This is a genomic window from Kineococcus sp. TRM81007 (genome assembly GCF_022669155.1).
GTDB lineage: Bacteria > Actinomycetota > Actinomycetes > Actinomycetales > Kineococcaceae > Kineococcus.
Window position 1 is genome coordinate 30356 of the sequence record NZ_JALBVB010000055.1, and the last position, 17459, is coordinate 47814.

Below are 17459 nucleotides of genomic sequence, written 5' to 3' on the forward strand. Positions count from 1 at the left end.
ACCTGCGGGGCTCCGTGTGAGCCGCCTCGGGGAATCGAACCCCGGACCTACGCATTACGAGTGCGTCGCTCTGGCCGACTGAGCTAAGGCGGCACGTGCCCGGCTGGGCACGGTCCAAGAGCTTACAGGACGTCACGGGTGCGCTCGACCGCACCGGTCAGCAGCGCGCGCCCTCCTCGGGCAGCTCCCCCGCCAGCAGGTACGCGTCCACGGCCTCGTCCACGCAGGCACTGCCGGTGCGGTAGGCGGTGTGCCCGTCACCGTCGTACGTCAGCAGCCGGCCCGAGTCCAGCTGCCCGGCCAGGCCCTGCGCCCACTCGTACGGGGTCGCCGGGTCACGGGTGGTGCCCACCACGAGGATCGGGCCGGCACCGGCGGCGTCCACCGCCTCGGCCGGGCCCACCGCGGGCACCGGCCACTCCGCGCACGCCAGCCCGCCCCACGCCAGGAACGCGCCGAACGTCGGCGAGGCCGCCTCGAACTCCGGCACCGAGGCGCGCACCTGCTCCGGCGTCTGCTCGTCGGTGCGGTCCAGGCAGTTCACGGCGTGGATGACGGTGCTGGAGTTGTTCGCGTAGCGGCCGTCGGCGCTGCGGGCGGCGTACGCGTCGGCCAGCGCCAGCATCGCCGTGCCGTCCCCGGCGGAGGCCGCCGTCAGCGCCTCCGTCAGCCGCGGCCACAGCGACGGCGCGTACAGCGGGTACGCCAGCGCGTAGTACGCCAGGCCCTGCGTCAGCTCGCGGCCCGACGACGTCGGCAGCGGTTCGGCGTCCAGGTCCGCCAGCAGCGCGCGCACCTGCCCCAGCGCCGCCTCCGTGCCCCCCGACAGCGGGCAGTCGTCCCCCGCGAGGCAGTCCTCGACGTAGGAGCGCAGCGCCACCTCGAACCCGGCGGCCTGCCCGGCGTTGACCTCCTCCCCCGTCAGCGACGGGTCGATCGCCCCGTCCAGCACGAGGCGCCCCACCCGCTGCGGGAACTGCTCGGCGTACAGGGCGCCGAGGTACGTGCCGTACGACTTGCCCAGGTAGGTGAGCTTGTCGTCGCCCAGCGCGGCGCGCAGCACGTCCAGGTCCTTCGCGGCGGTGCGGGTGTCGACGTGGGCGGCCAGCGGGCCGGAGGTGACGCACCCCTCACCCAGCTCGGCCGTCAGCTCCTGCAGGCGGCGCACCTCCGCGGCGTCGTCGGGGGTGGGGTCGGCCGCCAGGAACTCGTCGACCTCCTCGTCCGGCAGGCACCGCAGCGGGTCGGAGCCGCCGACGCCGCGCGGGTCGAAGCCGACGACGTCGAAGTGCTCGCGCACCTCGTCGGTGAGGACGCTGCCAGCCGCGCGCGCGTACTCCACGCCGGAGGCCCCGGGACCGCCCGGGTTCAGCACGAGGGAGCCGAGCCGGTCCTCACCGGTGGCGCTCGTGCGCGAGCGCACCAGCGCCAGCGACGCGGTCGCCCCGGTGGGGTCGGCGTAGTCCACCGGCACCGTCAGGCGGGTGCACTCGAAGCCTCCGCCGCAGTCCGCCCACTCCAGGCGCTGGTCGTAGAAGGCCGCCAGCGCCGGGTCCGCGGCGGCTTCGGAGGCCACCGGTGAGGCGGTGCCGACCGGCTCGGCGCCCGGCTCCCCACCGGGCAGCAGGGAGCACCCGCCCAGCAGCAGCGCGGTCGCGGCGGTCACGAGGACGGGGGCGGGACGTCGCATGGTCGTCACAGCGTGCCACCACCGCGGCCGTGGGCTCACCCCACCGCGCCCGCGCCGCGCGGGCGCAGGTCCAGCGCCAGGGCCTCCACCGCCAGCAGCGGTGCGACGTTCTGGCCCAGGCGCCGGCGGGCCAGCGCCACCGCGTCGGTGCGCCGCAGCGTCTCCTCGGGCGTGGACGCGGCCGCCATCGACCGCACCTCCGCGGCCAGGTCGGGGTTCACCGGCTCCACCGGCGCGCCGAGCTGCACGACGAGGACGTCGCGCAGCAGGCCCAGCAGGTCCACCAGCGCCCGGTCCAGCACGTCGGTCTGGTGGCGGCGGGCGCGGCGCTTCTGGTCGTCCTCCAGCTGGCGCACCTGCGCCCGCACCGCCGGCGGCAGCGCGGAGGCGCTCTCCGCGCCCAGCGCCCGCAGCAGCTCCGCGCGTTCGGCGGCGTCGCGCTGCGCGGCCGAGGCGCCGGCCTCCTCCGCGGCGATGTCGACCAGGTCCCCGGCGGCCAGGACCGCGTCGCCGACGCCGGCGATGCGCTGCGGCAGGCGCAGCACCTCCCGCCGGCGGGCGCGGGCGCCCTCGTCGCGGGCCAGGCGCCGGGCCAGGCCGACGTGGCTCTGCGCGGCGCGCGCCGCGAACGCCGCCATGGCGGGGTCGACGCCGTCGCGGCGCACCAGCAGCTCGGCGACCGCGTCGGCGGGCGGCACCCGCAACGGCACGTGCCGGGTGCGGGAGCGGATGGTGGGCAGCACGTCGTCGACGGCGGGCGCGCACAGCAGCCACACCGTCGCCGGCGGCGGCTCCTCGATCGTCTTCAGCAGCGTGTTGCCGGAGGTGGGGTTCAGGCGGTCGGCGTCCTCGACCACGACCACCCGCCAGCGCGCCACCGACGGGCGGCGCTGCGCGGTCTGGATGAGCGGCTCGACGTCCTCGCGGCGGATCTGCATGTGCTCGGTGGCGAAGACGGTGACGTCGGCGTGCGAGCCGGCGGTGGCGGTGCGGCAGCCGGCGCAGCGCCCGCACCCGACCTCGGCGGGGTCCTCGCAGGCCAGGGCCGCGGCGAAGGCCCGCGCCGCCACCGAGCGGCCCGACCCGGGCGGGCCGGTCAGCAGCCACGCGTGCGTCATGCCGGCGGCGCCCGGGCCGCCGCGCGCCGCGGCCGCGGCGCGGGCCAGCACCCGCACCGCCGGCCCCTGGCCGACGACCTCGTCCCACACGCTCACGAGGCCGGCACCTGCTCACCCGCCGCCTCGTCCGCAGGCTCGCCCGACGACCCCGAGGGCTCACCGGACGACTCGCCCGCCGGCCCACCGGCGCGCGTCGCGCCGCGGCGCAGCGCGTGCCGGCCGCGGCGGCCCTCGCGCGGCACGGCGCCAGCGTCCACGCCGTCCCCGCCGTCCCCGCCGGCCGCCGCGGGCAGGCGCCCGGCCAGCGCCTCGCGCACCCGCTCCTGCACCACCTCGGCGGCGGCGACACCGTCGAGCACCAGGTAGCGGCGCGGGTCGCGCGCCGCCAGCCGCAGGAACTGCTCGCGCACCCGCGCGTGGAACGCCTGCGACTCCGCCTCCACCCGGTCCTCACCGGCGCGCTGCGGGTCGCGACCGCGACGGTGCGCCGCCGTGACCGGGTCGACGTCCAGCACGACGGTCAGGTCCGGCAGCAGCTCGCCGGTGGCCCACGCGGACAACTGCTCCACCTCCCGCTGCGGCAGCTGCCGCCCGGCGCCCTGGTACGCCAGCGAGGAGTCCACGTAGCGGTCGGTGATGACGACGGCACCGCGGCGCAGCGCCGGCAGCACCACCTCGGCGACGTGCTGGGCGCGGTCGGCGGCGAACAGCAGCGCCTCCGCGCGCGGGTCCAGCGCGGCGCCGTCCCCGCGCGGGGTCAGCAGCACCTCGCGCAGCGCGGCGCCGGTCGAGGTGCCGCCGGGCTCGCGGGTGGTGACGACCTCGTGGCCCCGCTCGCGCAGCCACTGCGCCAGCAGCCGCGACTGGGTGGACTTGCCGGAGCCGTCGCCGCCCTCCAGCGCCACGAACAGGCCCGTCCCGACCCGGCCGGCGCGGGAGGCCACCGGCAGCGCGCTCCCGTCGGGGCCCTCACCGCGACGGCGCCACGCCTGCACGACGTCGGCGCGCAGGCTCACCCCGCGGCGGTCGTCCACCAGCCGGTAGGCGACCACACCGGCGGCGGCGGTGATCGTCCCCGCCGCCGCCAGGGCCAGCGCCGAACCGGTGACGGCCTTGGACCAGGAGGGCGTCGCGACGATCGTGCGGTCCCCCAGCAGCTGAGCCACCCAGGGCGCAACGAGCATCACCAGCACGATGACGACGCGGGTGCTGGCACCGACGAAGGCGAACGTGCGCCCGCGCACGTCGTCGTCGACCTCCAGGCCCAGCAGCGTGTAGGCCGACACGTACGCCAGCCCGGTGAAGAGCCCGAGGGCCGCCACGAACAGGGCGGCCAGCACGATGTTGCCGCTGAGGGCCACCAGCACCAGCGACACCCCGGCCGCCGTCAGCGCCACCCCGAAGGTGCGCCGGCGCGAGAGGCCGGACAGCCAGCGCGGCCCCTGCCACACCCCCAGGGCGACACCGGCGAAGACCGCCATGACGACCACCCCGAAGCCGGGGTCGCCGGCCGCCAGGCCGATGACGAAGGCGCGGGCCAGGCTGATCACGAACCCGCCGGCGGCGAACGCGACGAGCATCCCGCCGACCAGGCCGCGCAGCAGCGGCGAGCCGGCCACGAACCGCCAGCCCTCCACGACGTCGCGCCACAGCGTCGGCGCCAGGCCGCGGGTGCGCGGGGCCCGCTCGCGCGGCGGGATGTCCAGGCGCCAGATGACGGCCGCGGCCACCAGGAAGGTCAGGGCGTTGACGTACATCGCCAGCGACGACTGGGTGCCGGCCAGGAACGGCAGCACGTTGTCCAGCACGCCCGTCAGCAGGGTCAGCACGATGAACGCCACCCCGGCGACGGGGGCGCTGCCGTAGGTGGCGACGAGGCTGACCTGGTTGGCGGCCTCGAGCTGCCGCGGCGGCACCAGGTTGGGCACGGTGGCGTCCTTCGCCGGGCCCCAGAAGAGCGTGACCAGCTCGATGAGCAGCGTCGCCACGTACAGCCACGTCAGGTCGTTCACGATCGGGATGGAGGCGAACAGCGCGAAGCGCAGCACGTCGCCCACGACCATCGTCAGGCGCCGGTCCAGGCGGTCGGCCAGCGCCCCGGCCAGCGGGCCCAGCAGCGCCGCCGGCGCCAGCTGCAGCACCAGCACCGTGGACACGGCCACGCTGGTCTGGGTGGCGGTGCTGCCCGCCAGCTGCGACAGGCCCGCGGCCGTGCCCAGCTTGGCGAGCATGCCCAGCCAGTCGCCGAAGCTGGAGAGCATCAGCGACAGCCACATGCGGCGGAAGTCGGCGTTGCCGCGCAGCAGCGCCCGCACGTCGTGGTCGGGGGCCGCCGCGGTATCGCTCACGCGGTCAGGGTAGAGGCCGGGCCGGACGCCCCCCGCCCACCGGCCGGGGGTGTCCCGGCCGGCCGGGCGGGGTGCGCGCGGCGCGCGGCGTCACTCGGCGGTGGCCGCCGACGTCTTCGCCGCGGTCTTCTTCGCGGCGGTCCGCTTGGTGGCCGTCTTCTTGGCCGCCGTCTTCTTCGCGGCCGCCTTCTTCTTCGGAGCCGGGCCCTTGGCGCGCTTCTCCGCCAGCAGCTCGGCGCCGCGCTCGGGCGTGATCGTCTCCGGGTCGTCGTCCTTGCGCAGGGTGGCGTTCGTCGTCCCGTCGGTCACGTACGGGCCGAAGCGGCCGTCCTTGACGACCATCGGCTGCCCGGACTCCGGGTCCACGCCCAGCTCCTTCAGCGGCGGCTTGACCGTCTGCCCGCGCCGCGTCTTGGGCTGGGCGTAGATCGCCAGCGCCTCCTCCAGCGTGATCGTCAGCAGCTGGTCCTCGGACGCCAGCGACCGGGAGTCGGTGCCCTTCTTCAGGTACGGCCCGTACCGGCCGTTCTGCGCGGTGATCTCGTCCCCGCTCTCCGGGTCGGTGCCCACCACGCGCGGCAGGGACAGCAGCTCCAGGGCCTGCTCGAGGGTGACCGTCTCCACGGACATGTCCTTGAACAGCGAGCTGGTGCGCGGCTTGGCCTTGGCGGTCTTCTTCGCGGCGCGCTTCTTCGGAGCACCCTCGGCGCCCTCCGCCGCGGCCGGCGCGGGCGCGTCGTCCTCGATCAGCTCGGTGACGTAGGGCCCGTACCGGCCGGTGCGCGCCACGACGGTGCGCCCGGTCGCCGGGTCCTGGCCCAGCACCCGGTCGCCGTCGGCCTGGGAGGTGAGCAGCTCGCGCGCCCTCTCCACGGTCATCTCGTCGGGGGCGATCTCCTCGGGCACGGACGCCTTGAGCAGCTCGCCGGTCTCGAGGTCCGGGCCCTCCAGGTAGGGGCCGTAGCGCCCCACCCGCAGCACGACGCCCTCACCGATGGGAACGGTGGAGATCTCGCGGGCGTCGATCTTGCCGAGGTCGTCGGCCAGGCCCTTGATGCCCTCCCGGGCGGGTGCGGCGGCGCCGTCGGCCCCGCCGGGGGCGCCGTCACCGCCGGGTGCGTCGACGCCCGGGTCGCCGGGGCCGTCGGCGCCGAAGTAGAAGCGCGTGAGCCAGTCCACCCGCTCGGCCTCGCCGCGGCTGATCGCGTCGAGGTCGTTCTCCATGGAGGCGGTGAAGTCGTAGTCCACCAGCTGGGGGAAGTGCTCCTCCAGCAACCGCGTGACCGCGAACGCCAGCCAGGTGGGCACCAGCGCGGAACCCTTGTAGCGCACGTACCCGCGGTCGACGATCGTGGAGATGATCGAGGCGAACGTGGAGGGGCGCCCGATCTCCTTCTCCTCCAGCGTCTTCACCAAGCTGGCCTCGGTGTAGCGCGGCGGCGGCGACGTCACGTGCCCGTCGGCGGCGAGGTCGCCGCCCGTCAGCGGCTGGCCCGCCTGCACCGGCGGCAGCCGGCGGTCGGTGGCGTCGGCCTCGGTCTCGCGGGTCTCGTCGCGGCCCTCCTCGTAGGCGGCGAGGAACCCGCGGAACGTGATGATCGTGCCGGAGGCGGAGAACTCGGCGTCGCGCCCGTCCGCGGAGGTGGCGCCCAGGCGCACCGTGGCGGTGGTGCCGCGCGCGTCGTGCATCTGCGAGGCGACGGTGCGCTTCCAGATGAGGTCGTACAGGCGGAAGTCGTCGCCGCGCAGCTCACCGGAGACCTGCGCGGGGGTGCGGAAGACCTCCCCGGCGGGGCGGATCGCCTCGTGCGCCTCCTGCGCGTTCTTCGTCTTCGAGGCGTACACGCGCGGGGAGTCGGGGACGTACTCCGGCCCGTACAGCTCCCGCGCCTGGCTGCGCGCCGCGTTCAGCGCCTGCGCCGACAGCTGGATGGAGTCGGTACGCATGTAGGTGATGTAGCCGCGCTCGTACAGGCCCTGCGCCACGCGCATCGCCTGCCGCGCGTTCAGGCGCAGCTTGCGGGAGGCCTCCTGCTGCAGCGAGGAGGTGATGAACGGCGCCGCGGGGCGGCGGCTGTACGGCTTCTCCTCGACGCTGCGCACCGCGAACGCGGCGTCGTCCAGCGCGCGCGCCAGGGACTCGGCGGCGGCGACGTCGAGGTGGGCCACGCCGTCGCGCACCGCGGCGGGCTTGAGCTGCCCGGAGTCGTCGAAGTCGCGGCCGGCGGCGACGCGGCGGCCGTCGAGGGCGACCAGGCGCGCACCGAACGCGCTCTCCTCACCCCCGGGGGTGAACCGGCCGGTGACGTCGGCGTACCCGGCGGCGCGGAAGGCCATGCGCTCGCGCTCGCGCTCGACGCACAGGCGCGTGGCGACGGACTGCACGCGGCCCGCCGACAGCTTCGGGCGGATCTTGCGCCACAGCACCGGGGACAGCTCGTAGCCGTAGATGCGGTCCAGGATGCGGCGGGTCTCCTGCGCGTCGACGAGCCGGTCGTCGATGTCGCGCAGGTCCTGCGAGGCCTGCTGGATCGCCTCGCGGGTGATCTCGCCGAAGACCATCCGCCGGTACGGCACGCGCGGCTCCAGGGCCTGCACCAGGTGCCAGGCGATGGCCTCGCCCTCGCGGTCGCGGTCGGTGGCGAGGATGAGCTCGTCGGCCTCCTTCAGGGCGCGCTTGAGCTCGTTGACCTTCTTCTTCTTGTCGTCGTCGACGACGTAGTACGGCTCGAAGCCGTGGTCGACGTCGACGGCGAACTTGCCGAAGGAGCCCTTCTTGACGTCCTCGGGCAGCTGGGAGGGCTGGGGCAGGTCCCGGATGTGGCCGTAGCTGGCCTCCACCTGGTAGCCGGGGCCGAGGTACGTCGAGATCTTGTCGATCTTGCTGGCCGACTCCACGATCACCAGACGGCGCAGCCCGTCACCGGTCCCCGCCGCCTTCGACTTCCCCGCCACTGGTCCTGCCTCTCCACGTCGATCACGTCGCGGTCGGTGACCGCCGTGGCGCGTCCGCTCGGCTCCCGGCCGGTGCGCGCCCGCCCCGCACTGTCGCACGCGGGGCACCTTCAATGTGTCACGGGCGGCGCAGCGGTGTGCAACCGGCGCGGCGCCGCCCCTGTGGACACCCCGGCGCCCGGCGGGTCAGGGCAGCAGGAGCAGGCCGTCCTGCACGAGGCGGCGCACCCGCGGCAGCAGGCGGGCGCGCAGCGCGGCGGCGTCCTCCTCCAGCAGCACCGCCAGGCCCGCGGTGATCTGCCCCACCGTCAGCTCCCCGTCGCACGCGCCGACCAGGCCCGCCAGGTCCCCGTCGGCCTGCACCGCCCGGCGCAGCCCGCCGCCCTGGCGCAGCAGCACCACGCGCGGGTCCGGGTCCCCGGGGGCGTGGTACCGCTCGTCGGTGACGTCGGGCGCCACGCGCAGCGCCGTGCCGGCCAGCGCCTCGTCGTCCAGCTCCGCCAGGCGGTCGTGCGCGACCAGGCCGGCGGCCAGCACCCCGCCCAGCGGGTCGCTCAGGGTGGACAGCACCTCCTCGAAGCGGCGCAGCGGCACCCCCTCGCGGGCCGGCCGGCGCAGCGTCACCACGCCGAAGCCGACGCCGGTGACGCCGCGGGCGGCGAAGTCGTCCAGCCACGCCGCGTACAGCTCGTCGAAGACCGGCCCGGGCTTCTGCCCGCCGTCGCGGATCCACGTCTCGGCGTACAGCGCCGGGTCGGCCACCTCCCGCTGCACCACCCACGCGTCCAGGCCGGTGCCGGCCAGCCACCCCTCCAGCCGCTGCGACCAGTGCTCGCCGTCGCGCAGCTCCCAGTTGCCCAGCAGCTGCGCCACCCCGCCCGGCGCCAGGACGGGACCGACCTCGCGCACCAGCCGCGCCACCAGCGAGTCCCCCGGCATGCCGCCGTCGCGGTACTCGTACTGCGGCACGCCCGGCCGGCGCGGGGTGATGACGAACGGCGGGTTCGACACCACCAGGTCGAAGCGCTCCTCCTCGGCGACCGGATCCAGCAGGGACCCCTGCCGCAGGTCCAGGCGCACCCCGTTCAGGGCGGCGTTGACGGCCGCCAGGTCCAGCGCCCGCTCGGAGGTGTCGGTGGCCACCACCCGGCGGGCGTGCCGGGAGGCGTGCAGCGCCTGGATCCCGCAGCCGGTGCCGACGTCCAGCACCCGGTCCACGGGCGTGCGCACCGTCGCCGACGCCAGCGTCAGCGACGCGCCGCCCACGCCCAGGACGTGGTCCGAGCGCAGCGCCTCGCCCGTGGCCAGCTCACCCAGGTCGCTGACCAGCCACCACGACGCCGCGCCCGCCGCGTCGTCCACCTCGTACGGGCGCAGGTCCACCAGCGGGCGCACCTCGTCGCCGGGCTGCTCACCGGCCGCGGCCACCAGCCCCAGGGCCACCGCGCCGGCGGTGCCGGTGCGCGGCAGCGCCGCGTCCAGCTCCGCGCGGGTCACGGTGCGCCCCAGGGTGCAGCAGCGCAGCAGCACCGCCGCCGGCTCGCGCGAGCCCTCCGTGGCGCGCAGCGCCGGCAGCGGCTGCTCGCGGTCCAGGGCGGCCGAGGCGACGTCCCCGACGAGCTCGCCCACGCCGTCGACGGTGTAGCCGGCACCGGCGAGGTCCTCGCGCAGGCCGGACAGCAGTTCGAGGGGGTTCACGCCCCGATCGTGCCAGCGGTCAGGACTTCTCCAGGTCCAGGCCCTGCTCGTCGCGCACACCCACGTCGCCGGTGGGGGCGGCGGCGTCGACGCGGCGGTTCCGGCTGACCAGCACCGCCACCACGATGATCACGGTGGCCGCCGCGGCGATGCCGTAGCGCAGCCACGGGTCGGCCCCCTCCCCCAGGCTGAGGGAGACCACGGCAGGCGCCACCAGCAGCGCCACCAGGTTCATCACCTTGATGAGCGGGTTGATCGCCGGGCCCGCGGTGTCCTTGAAGGGGTCGCCCACGGTGTCGCCGATGACCGTGGCGGCGTGCGCCTCGGAACCCTTGCCGCCGTGGTGACCGTCCTCGACGAGCTTCTTCGCGTTGTCCCACGACCCGCCGGAGTTCGACAGGAACACCGCCATCAGCACACCCGCGGCGATCGCCCCGCCCAGGAAACCGGCCAGCGGCGCCACGCCCAGGCCGAAGCCGACCGCGATGGGCGCGAACGCCGCCAGCAGGCCCGGCGTGGCCAGCTCCCGCAGCGCGTCGCGGGTGCACAGGTCCACCACCCGGCCGTGGTCGGGCTCCTCGGTGCCCTCCATGATCCCGGGGTGCTCGGCGAACTGCCGGCGCACCTCCAGCACCACCGCCCCGGCGGAGCGGCCCACCGCGTCCACCGCCAGGCCGGAGAACAGGAACACCACCGCGGCGCCCAGCAGCACCCCCACCAGCGTCGTCGGCGTGGAGACCGAGAAGTCGCCGAGGGTGCGCTGCAGGTACTGCGAGGGCGTGTCGATGCCGGTCACCACCTCCGCCAGGCGCGAGCTGACCGCCTCCTGGTAGGAGCCGAACAGGGCGGTCGCCGCCAGCACGGCCGTGGCGATCGCGATGCCCTTGGTGACGGCCTTGGTGGTGTTGCCCACCGCGTCCAGCTCGGTGAGGACCGCGGCACCGGCCTCGTCGACGTCGCCGCTCATCTCCGCGATGCCCTGGGCGTTGTCGCTGACCGGACCGAAGGTGTCCATCGCCACGATGACCCCCACGGTCGTCAGCAGCCCGCACCCGGCCAGGGCGATGAGGAACATCGCCAGCGGCAGGATCCCGCCGGCCAGCAGGAACGCGAAGTACACCGCGCCGGCGATGACGAGGGTCGTGTGGACGGCCGACTGCAGCCCCAGGCCGATGCCGCTGAGCACCACCGTGGCGGCGCCGGTCAGCGACGCCCCCGCCACGTCGCGGGTGGGGCGGGACTCGGTGCCCGTGTAGTAGCCGGTGATCCACAGGATGAGGACGGCCAGCAGGATCCCCAGGAACACGGCGCTGAGCGCCACCAGCCGCGGGTCGCCGTCCAGCACCGCCACCGACGCGTCCGCGCCGGCGAAACCGGCGAACGTGGCCGGCAGGTACGCGAAGGAGGCGATCGCCGTGCCCACCAGCGCCACCGCGGCCGAGAGGTAGAAGCCGTTCTGGATGCTCGTCAGGCCGCTGACCCCCGGCTTGGCCCGCACCAGCAGCACGCCCAGGGCCGCGGTGATCGCGCCGATGGCCGGCACCAGCAGCGGCAGGACCAGGCCCTCCTCGCCGATCGCGGTGCTGCCCAGGATGACCGCGGCGACGATCGTCACCGCGTACGACTCGAACAGGTCCGCCGCCATGCCCGCGCAGTCGCCGACGTTGTCGCCGACGTTGTCGGCGATGGTGGCGGGGTTGCGCGGGTCGTCCTCGGGGATGCCCTGCTCGATCTTCCCGACCAGGTCGGCACCGACGTCGGCGGCCTTGGTGAAGATGCCGCCGCCCACGCGCATGAACATCGCCAGCAGCGCCGCGCCGAACCCGAAGCCCTCCAGCACCGTGGGGGCGTCGTCCTCGTACACCAGCACCGCCACCGAGGCGCCCAGCAGGCCCAGGCCCACGGTCGTCATCCCGACGACGCCGCCGGTGCGGAAGGCCAGGCGCATGCCGGCCTCGCGCCCGCCGGCGCCCTCGCGGGCCGCGGCCGCCACGCGCACGTTCGCGCGCACCGCCAGCGACATGCCGAGGTAGCCGATCGCCGCGGAGAACACCGCGCCCGCGAGGAAGGCGACGCTGCGGGCCGCCCGCAGGTCCCAGCCGTCCGCGGGCAGCGCCAGCAGGAGCAGGACCACGGCGACGGCGAACCACGCCAGGGTGCGGAACTGCCGGCGCAGGTAGGCGCCGGCGCCGGTCTGCACGGCGGCGGCGATGGAACGCATCCGCTCGGTGCCCTCGCCGGCGGCGAGCACCTGCCGCCGGAACACCCAGGCGGTGGCGAGCGCGGCCAGGGAGACGACGGCGACGGCGGCGACGACGCCCTGCGCGGTGGTGGAGAGACCCTCGGACGTGCCCATGCGTCCTCCTCGACGTGCGGTGATCTGCACGCAGCGTAGGACCGGGACCACCGGCAGTGCCACGGAATCGCCCGAGGCACCGCCCGCCGGGGCTCAGACCTGCTGGTCCGCCCCGGCGGTGGCCGCCTCGCGCACCCAGATCAGGCGCACCCCGCCCGGTGCCGTGACGGGGGCGCTGCTGCCCGCGGCGCCCGTCATGAGCGCCAGCGACAGCGGGTCCTCGGTGGTCGCCGTCGGCGGCGTCTCCGCCAGCGGCGCGCCGTCCTCGTCGCAGCGCAGGACCGTCACGTCGAGGCGGTCCTCGTCGTCGCTCAAGCGCATGTCGACGAGGCCGGCGCGGCCCGCGGCGGCCTCGGTGGCGCTGACCGCGCGGGCGCACGCCTCACCGATGGCGATGCGGATCTCGTCCAGCTGGTCCTCGCCGAACCCCGCCCGCCGAGCCACCGACACCGCCACCAACCGGGCGGTGCGGACGTGCTCGGGCAGGGGGGTGAAGCGCAGGTCGACGGTGGGCACGGGCGCCTCAGGACGTCGCGTTGGCCTCGTCGGCCGCGGCCGACGCGGCGATGGCCTCGGCGACGGTGTCGTGGATCGGGAAGACCTTCGTCAGGCCCGTGATGCGGAAGACCTTCAGGATCTTCTCGCGCTGGCAGACCAGGTGCAGGGAGCCGTCGTGCGAGCGGACCCGCTTCAGGCCGCCGACCAGGACGCCGAGGCCGGTGGAGTCCAGGAACTCCACGCCCTCCATGTCCACCACCAGGTGGTGGTGGCCGGCGCCGACGAGTTCGTTGAGGCGCTCGCGCAAGGTCGGTGCGGTGTAGACGTCGATCTCACCGGACACCTCGACGACGGTCCGGCCGCTCTCCTCACGGCTGGTCACCGACAGGTCCACAGGACCCCTCCTCGCTGCTGCTGGCGTCGAACGTGCCGGGCGACACGCCCTGAAGCATTGAACCATCGCGGTGCGTGATGAGCGCGTTCAGCGGGGGCGACCCGCGGCGGCCGGGCCGGACCGGCGGGGCGACACTGGTGCGGTGCGGGGGGCGGCGGCGCGTCGGGAGGGCCCGCGAGGGGCACCGGGTGGGCAGGAGCTCCCGGCGTGGGCGGAGCTGCTGGCGGACGGCGAGCGCACGGGCCGGCTGCGGCACGTGGAGGTGCTGCCGGCACGGGCGGGCGAGCGGGCGGACTGGCCGGCGTGGGCGGACCCGGAGGTCGTCGCGGCGCTGGAGCGCGGCACCGGCGGGCGGCCCTGGCGGCACCAGGTGCGCACGGCGGAGGCGGTGCGCGCGGGCCGCTCCACGGTGCTCGCGGCGGGCACCGCCTCGGGCAAGTCGCTCGCCTTCCAGCTGCCGCTGCTGACGGAGCTGCGCCGGCCGGCCGGCGACGGCTCGCCGCGCGGTGCCACCGCCCTGTACCTGTCGCCGACGAAGGCGCTGGCCGCGGACCAGGAGGCGCGCCTGCGCGCCCTGGGGCTGGACCGCCCCGTCAGCGCCACCTACGACGGCGACACCCCGCCGGAGGTGCGCCGCTGGGTGCGCCGCAACGCCTCCCTGGTGCTGACGAACGTGGACACCCTGCACGCCTCGGTGCTGCCCGGCCACGAGCACTGGGCGCCGTTCCTGCGCCGGCTGCGCTTCGTCGTGGTCGACGAGTGCCACACCTACCGGGGGGTGTTCGGCGCGCACTCCGCGGCGGTGCTGCGCCGGCTGCGGCGGCTGGCCGCCCGCTACGGGGCCGAGCCGGTGTTCGTGCTGGCCTCGGCGACCGTCGCCGAACCTGCCACGACGGCGCGGCGCCTGACGGGCGTGGAGGTGGAGGCCGTCGCGGAGGACACCTCGGCGCGCCCGCGGGTGTCGGTGGCGCTGTGGGAGCCGCCGGTGCGCGAGGGCGCCGAGGAGGGCGCCGACGACGAGCGGCGCGCCGCCACCGCGGAGACCGCCGACCTGCTGGCGGGTCTGGTCGCGCGGGGCGTGCGGACCCTGGCGTTCGTGCGCAGCCGCGCCGGCGCGGAGTCCGTGGCCGCGGGGGCGCGCCGCCGTCTGCTCCAGGACGCCCCGCCCCTGGCGGCGTCGGTGCTGGCGTACCGCGGCGGCTACCTGCCGGAGGAGCGCCGCGAGCTGGAGGAGGGGCTGCGCTCGGGGCGCGTGCTGGGCCTGGCGAGCACCCGCGCCCTGGAGCTGGGCGTGGACGTGGCGGGCCTGGACGCGGTGCTCATCGCCGGCTGGCCCGGCACCCGCGCCTCGTTCCGGCAGCAGCTCGGCCGCGCGGGGCGGCGCGACCGGCCGGCCCTGGGCGTGTTCGTGGCCCGGGACGACCCGCTGGACACCTACCTCGTCCACCACCCGGAGGCCCTGTTCGGCGTGGACGTGGAGGCGACCGTGCTGGACCCCTCCAACGCGTACGTGCTGGCCCCGCACCTGGTGGCCGCGGCGCAGGAGCTGCCGCTGACCGAGGCGGACCTGGAGCTGTTCGGCCCGGCGGCCGGCGGGGTGCTGGACCTGCTGGTGGCGCGCGGGCTGCTGCGCCGGCGCGCGCGGGGCTGGTTCCCGGCTCGCCCGCACCGCGCGAGCGAGCTGACGGACCTGCGCGGCGCCGGCGGCACCGTGCGCGTCGTGGAGACCGCCACGGGGCGCGTGCTGGGCACGGTCGAGGCGTCGGCGGCGGACTCCTCGGTGCACCGCGGGGCCGTGCACGTGCACCAGGGCCGCACGTACGTCGTCGACGAGCTGGACCTGGACGGGCAGGTCGCGCTCGTGCACGCGGCCGCCCCCGACCACACCACGCACGCCCGCAGCCGCGGCGACGTGCGGGTGCTGGCGGTGGAGGAGGACGCCGTGCACGGGCCGCTGGGGACGGCCCGCGGGGTCGTGGAGGTCACCAGCCGGGTCACGGGGTTCCTGCGCCGCCGCGCCGGCACCGGCCAGGTGCTCGGGGAGGAGCCGCTGGACCTGCCCGAGCGGCGGCTGCGCACCCGCGCGGTGTGGTGGTCGCTGGACGCGGACACCGCCGTGGACGCCGTCGGCGCCGCGCAGCGGCTCCCGGGTGCCCTGCACGCCGCCGAGCACGCCGCGATCGGGTTGCTGCCGCTGCTGGCGACGTGCGACCGCTGGGACCTGGGCGGGCTGTCCACGGCGCTGCACCCGGACACCGGCCGCCCCACCGTGTTCGTGCACGACGCGGTGCCCGGCGGCGCCGGGTTCAGCGACCGCGGCCACCTGCTGCTGGCGCGCTGGCTGACCGCCACCCGCGACGCCGTGCGGGCCTGCCGCTGCGCGGCCGGCTGCCCCGCGTGCGTGCAGTCGCCCAAGTGCGGCAACGGCAACGAGCCGCTGGACAAGGCGGGTGCGCTCGCCCTGCTGGACGTCGTGGTGGCCGCGCTGGCCGCCGGGCGGCCGGCCGCCACGGGGACCACCGCACCCGGCTGACCGGTCGGCCCACCGGCCCGCGGCTCACGACGGCCCGTCCACCGCCGCGCGGGGCGTGCCGGCGTGGACGGCGGCGCTGCCGGCGCGGGCCGCCGCCCGCGCCGGGGCACCGCCCAGCAGGCCGGCCACCGGGCCGCCGACCGGCACGCGGGCGTCGACGCGCACCGAGCCGTCGGCGGCCACGGCGCACCCGCCGGTGGCGCCGTGCGCGCGCAGCACCCGCGCCGCCCGCTCGCACGCCTCCCCCGGTGCGCGGCCGAGGACGACGTCCGCACCCGCGAGCGCCGCCAGATCGGCGGCCGACTGCGCGCGGTGCCGGGCCGCCACGGCCGCGCCCAGGCCGACGACGGCCACCGCGAGGGCCAGGACCACGGCGACGACGCCGAGCAGCAGCACCCCGCCGCTGCCCGTGTCCCGGTCCGCGCCCCCTCCACCGCCCCGCCCACCGGTGCGCTCCCCCTCGCCCGCGGCCCGGGGCGGGGTCACGGGACGGCCGCGGCGCGCTCGACGGCGGAGCCTTCGGCGGCGCCCTCGACGGCGGCGCCCTCGACGGCGGCGGTGGCCGTCGAGCGCACCAGCACCTCGCCGCCGAGCGGCCCGGCGAGGTGCTGCACCGAGCGCACCTCGACCGCGACCGTCCCGTCGCCCCGCGCGAGCACCGAGACCGCGGCCCGCGCCGGGGCCGCGGCCGCCGCGGTGGCCCGCACGACGGCCGCGTCCTCGCCGCGGGCGGCCGCGCGCGCCCCGGCCCGGGCGGCGTCCACGCAGGACACCTGGGCCAGGACGGCCCGCGCCGCCCCCAGGACGAGGGCGAGGACGAGGACGACGGCCGGCAGGGCGACGGCGAGCTCGGCGACCACGGCCCCCTCCTCCCGCCCCGGGCGCCGCCCGGCCCTCACCCGAGCGCCAAGGCCTGGCGCACGACCCCGAGCAGCAGCCCGCGCACCTCGTCGCTGCGCAGGACGGCGACGAGCAGCCCGGCGAACCCGCACGCCGCGAGCGTCGCCATCGCGTACTCGGCCGTGGCCATCCCCGCGTCGCAGCCGGGGTCGCGGCCGGGGTCGCGGCCGGGGTCGCGGCCGGGGTCGCGGCCGGGGTCGCGCTCGGGGTCGCGGCCGGGGTCGCGCTCGGGGTCGCGCCCGGCGGGTGGCACCTCCCCCGGCGCCCGCGCGCTCGTCCCGCCGCCCGGGGTCGCTGGCCGCGCCCGCTCGTCCACCCGCTCGTCCACCCGCTCGTCCACCACGTCCTCCTCCCGCCGGCGCTCCGGCCGGCCGCTGCGGACCGGCTCCCCGCCGGCCCGGGACCACCCTGCGGGCCCGGCTCCCGGTGGCGACCGGGCCGCCGGGGCGGTTGTGGAGGAGGCCGGCGGGCGCGGGGTTGTGGAGCGCGCGGACGGCGCCGCGCGGGCCGCGTCCCGGCGGGGCGTCACCCCGTCAGGACGTCGCGCGCCAGGGTCAGGACGACGGGGACCACGCCCAGGAGCAGGAACGACGGCAGCGTGCACAGCCCCAGGGGCAGCACGAGCCGGGAACCCAGCCGGGCGGCGGCCTCCGCCGCGGCGCGACGCCGCTCGGCCCGCTGCTGCGCGGCCGCCGAGACCAGCAGGGAGGCGGCGGAGGCGCCGGTGCGCGCCGACAGCAGCAGCGGCTCGGCCAGGGGTTCCCACCGCTGGCCGGCGCCCTCCCAGGCGTGCTCCGGGTCGGTGCCCGCGGCCAGTTGGGCGCACACCCGCGCCAGGTCCGCCGGGACGGGCCCGGGGAGGGCCTCCACGGCCCGGTGCAGCGCGCGGCCGGGTGGCAGCCCGGCGGTGACGGCGGCCGCGGTCAGCTCCAGCAGCAGGGGGAGGTCGGGGGCGGGCGGGCTCGGCGG

The 17459-nt window shown here is 77.0% G+C and carries 13 protein-coding genes and 1 tRNA gene; 1 reads left to right on the forward strand and 13 read right to left on the reverse strand.

Annotated elements, in window-relative coordinates; translation table 11 throughout:
- Window positions 1–19 precede the first annotated feature (19 nt).
- The 9 genes from MN205_RS13365 to MN205_RS13405 form a co-directional block, all read right to left on the reverse strand.
- Window positions 20–93 (reverse strand) — tRNA-Thr (locus tag MN205_RS13365).
- Window positions 94–157: 64 nt separating this feature from the next.
- Complete coding sequence (locus MN205_RS13370) at window positions 158–1690, reverse strand: alpha/beta hydrolase (RefSeq protein WP_242128378.1); 1533 nt, start codon at window positions 1688–1690, stop codon at window positions 158–160.
- Between the two features lie 35 nt (window positions 1691–1725).
- Window positions 1726–2904, reverse strand: coding sequence for a DNA polymerase III subunit delta' (locus MN205_RS13375; protein ID WP_242128070.1), 1179 nt, complete (start codon window positions 2902–2904; stop codon window positions 1726–1728).
- Window positions 2901–5156, reverse strand: coding sequence for a dTMP kinase (gene tmk / locus MN205_RS13380; protein ID WP_242128072.1), 2256 nt, complete (start codon window positions 5154–5156; stop codon window positions 2901–2903). Before tmk ends, MN205_RS13375 begins: the two co-directional genes overlap by 4 nt.
- Window positions 5157–5246: 90 nt before the next feature.
- Window positions 5247–8111, reverse strand: coding sequence for a type I DNA topoisomerase (topA, locus tag MN205_RS13385; protein ID WP_242128073.1), 2865 nt, complete (start codon window positions 8109–8111; stop codon window positions 5247–5249).
- 186 nt (window positions 8112–8297) lie between these two features.
- Entirely contained in the window at window positions 8298–9809 is a 1512-nt protein-coding gene (locus MN205_RS13390; protein WP_242128075.1) for a methyltransferase, read from the reverse strand.
- A gap of 19 nt (window positions 9810–9828) precedes the next feature.
- Window positions 9829–12165, reverse strand: a complete 2337-nt coding sequence (locus MN205_RS13395; protein WP_242128077.1) for a sodium-translocating pyrophosphatase — start codon at window positions 12163–12165, stop codon at window positions 9829–9831.
- Window positions 12166–12258: 93 nt separating this feature from the next.
- Window positions 12259–12681 (reverse strand): ATP-binding protein, encoded by a 423-nt coding sequence (locus tag MN205_RS13400; RefSeq protein ID WP_242128079.1) that lies wholly within the window; start codon window positions 12679–12681, stop codon window positions 12259–12261.
- A gap of 7 nt (window positions 12682–12688) precedes the next feature.
- Entirely contained in the window at window positions 12689–13057 is a 369-nt protein-coding gene (locus MN205_RS13405; protein ID WP_242128081.1) for an STAS domain-containing protein, read from the reverse strand.
- A 142-nt stretch (window positions 13058–13199) separates the two neighbouring features.
- Here MN205_RS13405 and MN205_RS13410 point away from each other — a divergent pair, with 142 nt between their 5' ends.
- The gene (locus MN205_RS13410; protein ID WP_242128082.1) at window positions 13200–15590 is read left to right on the forward strand and encodes a DEAD/DEAH box helicase; all 2391 of its coding nucleotides are present in this window, start codon (window positions 13200–13202) and stop codon (window positions 15588–15590) included.
- Between the two features lie 24 nt (window positions 15591–15614).
- Here the strand turns inward: MN205_RS13410 and MN205_RS21270 are convergent, their stop codons facing one another.
- The 4 genes from MN205_RS21270 to MN205_RS13430 all read right to left on the reverse strand — a co-directional run.
- Window positions 15615–16076: an Rv3654c family TadE-like protein gene (locus tag MN205_RS21270; protein ID WP_242128084.1), complete on the reverse strand. Its 462-nt coding sequence runs from the start codon at window positions 16074–16076 to the stop codon at window positions 15615–15617.
- Window positions 16073–16450, reverse strand: a complete 378-nt coding sequence (locus MN205_RS21275) for a TadE family type IV pilus minor pilin (protein ID WP_242128087.1) — start codon at window positions 16448–16450, stop codon at window positions 16073–16075. Before MN205_RS21275 ends, MN205_RS21270 begins: the two co-directional genes overlap by 4 nt.
- Before the next feature lie 35 nt (window positions 16451–16485).
- On the reverse strand, window positions 16486–16830 hold the full coding sequence (locus tag MN205_RS21955; protein ID WP_242128089.1) for a DUF4244 domain-containing protein: 345 nt from the start codon (window positions 16828–16830) through the stop codon (window positions 16486–16488).
- Window positions 16831–17015: 185 nt separating this feature from the next.
- A partial coding sequence (locus tag MN205_RS13430) for a type II secretion system F family protein (protein ID WP_242128091.1) occupies window positions 17016–17459 on the reverse strand: 444 nt, incomplete at its 5' end.

Bases quoted from the DNA above. Each gene is read 5' to 3' on its own strand.
- MN205_RS13370 (WP_242128378.1), bottom strand. From the start codon at position 1,690: ATGCGACGTCCCGCCCCCGTCCTCGTGACCGCCGCGACCGCGCTGCTG.
- MN205_RS13395 (WP_242128077.1), bottom strand. From the start codon at position 12,165: ATGGGCACGTCCGAGGGTCTCTCCACCACCGCGCAGGGCGTCGTCGCC.